This window comes from Nocardia ninae NBRC 108245 (assembly GCF_007990755.1).
Taxonomy (GTDB): domain Bacteria; phylum Actinomycetota; class Actinomycetes; order Mycobacteriales; family Mycobacteriaceae; genus Nocardia; species Nocardia ninae.
Genome location: NZ_BJXA01000030.1, coordinates 90,055 through 96,409, shown reverse-complemented (window position 1 = coordinate 96,409; position 6,355 = coordinate 90,055). Strand labels below are relative to the sequence as shown.

Annotated in this window: 7 protein-coding genes; 6 read left to right on the top strand and 1 reads right to left on the bottom strand. The window is 65.6% G+C overall.

The genetic code is table 11. The features are described 5' to 3' along the window. From NN4_RS22120 to NN4_RS22110, 3 genes are all read left to right on the top strand, one after another. Positions 1 to 1,096, top strand: a 1,096-nt coding sequence (locus NN4_RS22120; protein ID WP_147134570.1) for an alpha/beta hydrolase family protein, incomplete at its 5' end; no start/stop codon positions are given. 42 nt (positions 1,097 to 1,138) lie between these two features. Further along, positions 1,139 to 2,053: a hypothetical protein gene (locus NN4_RS22115; RefSeq protein ID WP_147134567.1), complete on the top strand. Its 915-nt coding sequence runs from the start codon at positions 1,139 to 1,141 to the stop codon at positions 2,051 to 2,053. Position 2,054: 1 nt separating this feature from the next. After that, a complete protein-coding gene (locus tag NN4_RS22110; RefSeq protein WP_147134565.1) occupies positions 2,055 to 2,927 on the top strand; it encodes a 3-hydroxyacyl-CoA dehydrogenase family protein in 873 nt (290 codons plus the stop codon). 718 nt (positions 2,928 to 3,645) lie between these two features. Here the strand turns inward: NN4_RS22110 and NN4_RS22105 are convergent. Beyond that, positions 3,646 to 4,788, bottom strand: coding sequence for a low temperature requirement protein A (locus NN4_RS22105; protein ID WP_246181011.1), 1,143 nt, complete (start codon positions 4,786 to 4,788; stop codon positions 3,646 to 3,648). Positions 4,789 to 5,146: 358 nt separating this feature from the next. Between NN4_RS22105 and NN4_RS22100 the strand changes: the two genes are divergently transcribed. From NN4_RS22100 to NN4_RS22090, 3 genes are all read left to right on the top strand, one after another. After that, on the top strand, positions 5,147 to 5,542 hold the full coding sequence (locus NN4_RS22100) for a hypothetical protein (protein WP_147134562.1): 396 nt from the start codon (positions 5,147 to 5,149) through the stop codon (positions 5,540 to 5,542). Positions 5,543 to 5,545: 3 nt separating this feature from the next. After that, entirely contained in the window at positions 5,546 to 5,749 is a 204-nt protein-coding gene (locus NN4_RS22095) for a hypothetical protein (protein ID WP_147134559.1), read from the top strand. Positions 5,750 to 6,002: 253 nt separating this feature from the next. Further along, positions 6,003 to 6,242: a hypothetical protein gene (locus NN4_RS22090; protein WP_147134556.1), complete on the top strand. Its 240-nt coding sequence runs from the start codon at positions 6,003 to 6,005 to the stop codon at positions 6,240 to 6,242. Positions 6,243 to 6,355: the final 113 nt, after the last annotated feature.

Below are 6,355 nucleotides of genomic sequence, written 5' to 3'. Positions count from 1 at the left end.
GGCACGCATGACTACCACTACGGCAACCTCGCACATCACCGACCCCGGGACGGTCACCCGTTACGCCGACCTGCCCGCTTACCTGCACCTACCGGGTGCGGCTGTCGCGCTCGGGTTCACCTACTGGACCCAGACCTCGCGAGATGAGCCCGCGCTGTCGAGCGGGGCACTGTTCATTCCGAGCGGCGCTACGCCTACCGGCGGATGGCCGGTGATTGTCTGGACGCACGGCACCACCGGGGTGTCGGACTCCTGCGCCCCGTCAGCCAACCAGGATCTCGGTGGCTACCGCGACTACCTGATCTGGCTGTTGGCGCAGGGCTACGCGATTGCGGCCACTGACTACATCGGCCTGGGCAGTCCTGGTGTGCACCCCTACTTGGACGGCCACGCCGAAGCCCACGCCGCCATCGATGCGCTACGCGCCGCCCGCACGATCAACGGCTCTCTGTCCTCGTCCTGGGCCGCGGTGGGGCATTCCCAAGGTGGGCATGCCGCGCTGTTCACCGCCGCCATCGCGAACCGGTACGCCCCGGAGCTGGACTATCGCGGAGCGGTAGTCCAGGCGCCTGGCCACAGTGCTGTCGACACGTTCATAGCCGTTGGACACCCCGGGCTGCCCGACATCCTTATGCCCCAAATGAAGGCCTACGCCGTTTACATGCTGTGCGGAGTGAAGGCCGCGCGTCCCGAGTTCGACCTGGACAGCTACCTCACTGCGCTGGGCAGGGAGGTCATCGCGGACGCCGAGCGGTTGTGCCTGGAAAACATGGCCGAACGGATGGCGGGCGTCTCCATTGCTTCGATACTGTCTCGGCCGATGGCCGAGGGTGACTTCGCTGCGATCGCCCGCCCGGTCTCCGACATCCCGCTGACCGGTTACGACCGGCCGATCTTGATCACCCAGGGCCTGCTCGACACGGACTGCCCTGCGGACAGCCTCGCCGCACTGATACTCGATCTTCAGGCCAACGGCGTGGAGTTCAGCACGCGGATCTACCCCGACAGCGACCATATTGCCGTGCTGCAGGACTCTGCCGCGGACGTCCACGCATACCTCGACCTGCTGTTCGCCCGCCCCACCTCGGGGCTCTGAACCGCCTTGCTGTGTGTCACCGATTACCGAAGGGAGTTCGAGATGTTCAAGTCTTTGCTGGTGCTCGGTATCGCGTCCGACACGATCGAGCGAATCGAGTTGTCGGACCACAGTGTTCGCACCGTGCTCACCGATTCCGGTCCCTGCCCGGACGGGGTGGTCTTCGATCCGGCCACCGACCGAATCTATTGGACCACCATGGGACTGCCGCAGGGCCGAAGCGATTGGCAGAACAAGGAACCGGACTTCTCGCGCCGTAACGGTTCGCTGCGCTCGGCCCGCACCGATGGCTCCGACCAGCGCTGCGTAGTGCCCGACGGTTTGATCACCACGGGTAAACAATTGGCCGCCGACTTCTCGGCCAACCGGTTGTATTGGTCAGACCGTGAGGGTTGCAAGATCAGCCGCGTCGACACCGACGGCAGCGGACTGACCGACCTCGTCGTCAACACCCCGACCCCGGACAGGACCGCTGAATGCGTCGGTATCGCCGTCGATCCCGTCGAGGGCTATCTGTATTGGACACAGAAGGGCCCGGCCAAGGATGGGCGCGGCAAAATCCTGCGGGCCGGGCTCGATATCCCGTTGGGCGAGACCGCCACGAACCGTACGGACATCGAAACTCTGTGGGACGGGCTGCCCGAGCCGGTCGACCTGATCCTCGACCACAGCGCCGGTGTCCTGTACTGGACCGACCGGGGCGCCGAACCGCTGGGCAACACGCTCAACCGCGCCCCGATCCCCGGCAAGGGTGGGCGCGGTGTGCGGCCCGAAATCCTGGCGGGCGGTTTCGGCGAGGCCATCGGACTGGTCGTGGACGCAGCGGCTGGCCTTGCCTACGTCACCGACCTGGCGGGCACCGTACGCGCGGTACCGCTGGACACCTCCTCCACCGCAGCGGAATTCGTCGTCGCCCGAATCCCCGGGCGGGCACTGACCGGAATCGCAGGTATCTGACATGACCACACTCGCTGTCATCGGCGCCGGCGTCATCGGCCTGTCCTGGGCCCGCCTCGCTCGCGAACACGACTGGGACGTCACCATCTACGACCCCCGCGACGACATCGCCGACGTGGTGGCCGCCGAACTGGGCCACGACCCGCGCATCCGCATAGTCGCCGACATCGCCGCGGCGGTAGCCGACGCCGACCTGGTCCAAGAGAACGGGCCCGAACGCCTGCCGATCAAACAAGACCTGTTCACCCAGATCGTCACCCACGCCCGCCCGGATGCTGTTCTCGCGACATCGAGTTCATCGATCACCGCGACCGCGATCGCCCAGGGACTGCCCGACGCTTCACAGGTGCTGGTCGGGCACCCGTTCAACCCACCGGACCTGATGCCGCTGGTTGAGGTTGTCCCCGGCAGCGACACCGCCGACGACATCACCAAGCGCGCGGTCGAACTCTACCAGCGGCTCGACCGCGTGCCAGTGGTCATCCGTCGAGAGATGCCCGGATTCGTCGCCAACCGCCTGCAGCTGGCGCTATTCCGCGAAGCGCTCTATCTCGTTCAGCAAGGCGTCCTCACCCCGGCCGACCTCGACGTCATCCTGCGAAACTCGCTAGGACTGCGCTGGGCCACGATCGGGCTCTTCGAAGGAAACGTCCTCGGCGGCGGCCCCGCCGGAATCCGACACCTATACGCCGGGGTCGGCGCGCAGACCTCCACACTCGAACTCGGCACGCCCTCAAACGATCCCGAGCAAATGGAGAAGGTGATTATCCAGGTCGAACAGGCCTACGGTACCGGCACCGAAGCTTTCCAACGCCTCCGCGACAAGCGCGACACCCGCACCAGAGCCGTCCTTGCCGCCCTGAACCGACGCTGACCAATCTGATGTGAACGCTGCGGCAACAACGCGTCACCCGCGTGGATCGGCGCCGTCGAGTGGCGGGGTGGCTGTACCCCGGCACCCGACGGCGCCCGTATCCGAACAGGGTGCATCAAGCGACGACACAGTGCACCCGCCAGTTATTCGACACCGGATCCAGCACAGATGGGTCTGGCAGAGCCTGGGAAGCCCGAGGCATGTCGGGAATCTTGCGGCCCGGCAGGGCAACCGGCGTTTCCACACGCGCCCAGCCGCAGTCGGCGTCGCGGGTCTCGAAAGGTGGGGTAAGAAATGACGGCGACGCGAACCGCATGGGTGTCCGCTGACGCGCGGTACTGACGACAGCGCTCTGTTCCCGGCCTGGCCACTCGCTGACCCAGAGTCCACCCAACCGCACAGTTGGTCCTCTACGAGCGCGCCTCCAACGCACTATCGGAAGCCAGCATCTACGGCGACCAGGCACGCGCGCTCATTCGCACGGCGCTGGAACAGCGGCCACGTTGAGATGTCAGGGCGCAGTGTTGCATCTGATACAACATTGCGCATAGGAGAGCTGGTTACAGCCCGATGCCTTTGGTTGTGTACTGACACGAATGACGAACCCACAGGTCATTTGCTGACATCGAAATGACGAGTCTCAATATGTCAGGTTCCGCGAAACTGAAACGACTGAGCGGTTGCGCGCTACCCGAACGAAGCTGAGCCGCATACACCGTCACAGATAAGCGTTGTGCTCGCCCGCGCGCATGCTCAGCGCGTCGTCGGCAAGCACCGGGACGTAACCCACGATCACCAGTACGAGTAGCTGCGCCCAGCCCGCCCACACAACACCGACGGGAGCGGTCGCCAGCACGGCCGATGCGCCGAACAGCCGCAGCCAGGGCCGCGGCAGGCGCAGGACGAGCCGGAAACAATACTGCCCGAACAGGAACAGTGCGACGCCACCCGACAAGGCCAGCGCGGCCGATACCGGCACCGGCCGATGCCCTTGGGTGAGAACGGGTCTGATGCCTGCCGCGGTGAGGATGACGCCCACCAGCATGGGGTACAGCGCGTATCCGTAGGCGAACGCGGCGAGTCGGGCGCGCCGTGGCTCCGGCACCGCCGCGAGCGCGCGCTCGCCGCGCTCGTCGTCCATGCCGAAGTACGCCCACCACAGCATCGAGGCGAGGGTGAGAGCGAGCGCGACCATGGCGAGCAGCGCGATCGTGAGATTCTCGCCCGCCAGGCCCGCCCCGATGGCCACCACCGATTCACCGATCGCGATGAGCAGCACCAGGCCGTGCCGTTCGCAGAAATGCGTTGTGCGGATGACGAATCCGGCCGTATCGAACACATAGGGCGTCACGATCTGCACCATCACGGCCGCGGCCCACAGCAGATAACGCGGCCAGCCATGGACGCATCCACCGATCAGCACGAGCACGGCGCAGGCGGTGTTGGGCGGCACGAGCCGCAACGCCGCCGCGGACACCTGCGCTCCGGCATTCGCCCAGAACAGCACCGAGTGCATGACGTTGACCACCGTGTACCCCAGCGCGAAGGCGAGTCCGAAGTCGTCGAAGGCGCCCGGGATCGAGATGGCAATCACGAGGAACCCGAACATGGCCACCAGCAGCCCGGTGCGGCGAGCCGTCGAGGTCGGTGCTACCTCGTTGGTCAGCCACACATAGGCGCTGTACATCCACCACGTGAGGGCGAGTACCAGCACCACCCGCCCGAGCGCGGGCCATCCGGGATGTTCGGTGAACGCGTGCGTCAGCTGCGTCGCCGTGAAGATGAACACGAGATCGAAGAACAGCTCCAGGGTCGAGGCGCGAATCTGCCCGCCCTGGGCGTCTGGAATATCCCTGGTCACGAGCAGAGAGTAGAGGCGGCATCCGGCGTGTCGCGGGATTAGGCCTTGCGTGGCGCGGCCCCGCGCGGTGCGGAATTCATTGCGCACTGAATTCAACGCTACGACTTGGGATGGCTCATGGCGGCAGGAGGAAGCGATGTCTGCCACTCTTGACACCACTACCTCGTGTGCCGACCACACGGGACGGCGTCAACGAGATGGTGGCCGAAAGTTGACACGCGACGGCCCCATCGATTCCGTGCTCTTGGCCAGTCCACTCCGCAACCCATGACGCGTAGGTCAGCCCCTGGCAAGCGGCCTGCACCTCCGGCCATTTCGACTTGCTGCAGTAGATGGTCGGCCGTGCCAACCCGGCGCCTTGGCGCATTCTGATCCAGCCCGGCGCCTGATCTGGACGGCCGGAGCCCTGTTCGACGTCGAGTACCTCGCCGTCGTTTGTTTGCGGATCTACGGCGATGCGCACCTTGATCGCGTTGGGAAAACGATCCCCATCGCATGGGCCAGCCGGGAGCACGGATCGCCTGGCCACTACGACATCTCGCTGGTGACCGATGACAACTGGCCCAATCCCGGCACACCGGCCCCGACCACTCGTCCCGCATCGACAGGAGATAATCACATGGCACTCGTACAGCACCCCACCGATAAGAACCGTCTCGACGGGCTCGTCATCACCCCCGACAACACCGTCGTCCAGTTCATCAGCAGAAATGGTTTCCAGGGCCTGGTCTCGGGAGCGCCCGAGGTGAACTGAGGCGTGCCCGGCGGTCGCGAGGACCCGGCCGCGGGGTCGCTGAGCGCGACGTGGGACGCCGATGGCAAGAACCTATCGGTCACCGTGGTGGTGCACCGTGACAATCGGATATTCGCCCGGGTCGTAGACGTCGACCGCAGGGTCGCCTGGGATTGGGTGGCGCTGCCGAACATGAAGGCCAAAATCCCCCTAATCGGCGCGCTGTAGCCGATCCTTGCCCGGCACATAGGATCGAATGCTGTCCTGGGTCCTATGTGATGGCTTGGTGCACCCGCGATCACCGGGCAGGCGGGCATTGTTTGCTCCTCGCCCAGCGGATGCCGACACCTATTGGTCCCGAGCGGGATCGTTGGCGGCTTGAAAGGGAATAGGGTGCTCGGTCTGGCCGTGGATTGGCTTGCGATGCGCCGGGTAGGTGGTCAGTAGCCGTCGGCTCCGTGTCACGTGGTGGAGGTAGCTCATGTCTGAATATGTCAGCGAGGTCGGCCAGCTCGCCGAAGCCAGCGCCAGCACCAGCGTCGTCACCGACGGCGACGAACTCAGCCCCGCGGAGCCGGGACCGGCCCGGGCTAAACGGGCTGGGCGCGCAGGACTTCATACCGAGCTCACGGATCCCGCAGTCGGTATGGTCCCGGTACGGTGTTCCGGCGACGCCCAGTCCGATCCGTGGCGCAAGTATCGGCGAGGCCTCGCCCGCTGAGCGAGGCCCAGCGCCGCGCGCCTTGGTCCGGATGACTGTGCGGCTAGGGACAGCGCGATTCTCGGCGTGGCAGCCCAAATACGTTCAGTCTGGAAGTCTTGCACCACCTGACG

What these genes read in the sequence shown, in the direction of transcription:
- NN4_RS22115 (WP_147134567.1), top strand. Translation starts at nt 1,139, where the DNA reads ATGTTCAAGTCTTTGCTGGTGCTCGGTATCGCGTCCGACACGATCGAG.
- NN4_RS22110 (WP_147134565.1), top strand. Translation starts at nt 2,055, where the DNA reads ATGACCACACTCGCTGTCATCGGCGCCGGCGTCATCGGCCTGTCCTGG.
- NN4_RS22090 (WP_147134556.1), top strand. Translation starts at nt 6,003, where the DNA reads ATGTCTGAATATGTCAGCGAGGTCGGCCAGCTCGCCGAAGCCAGCGCC.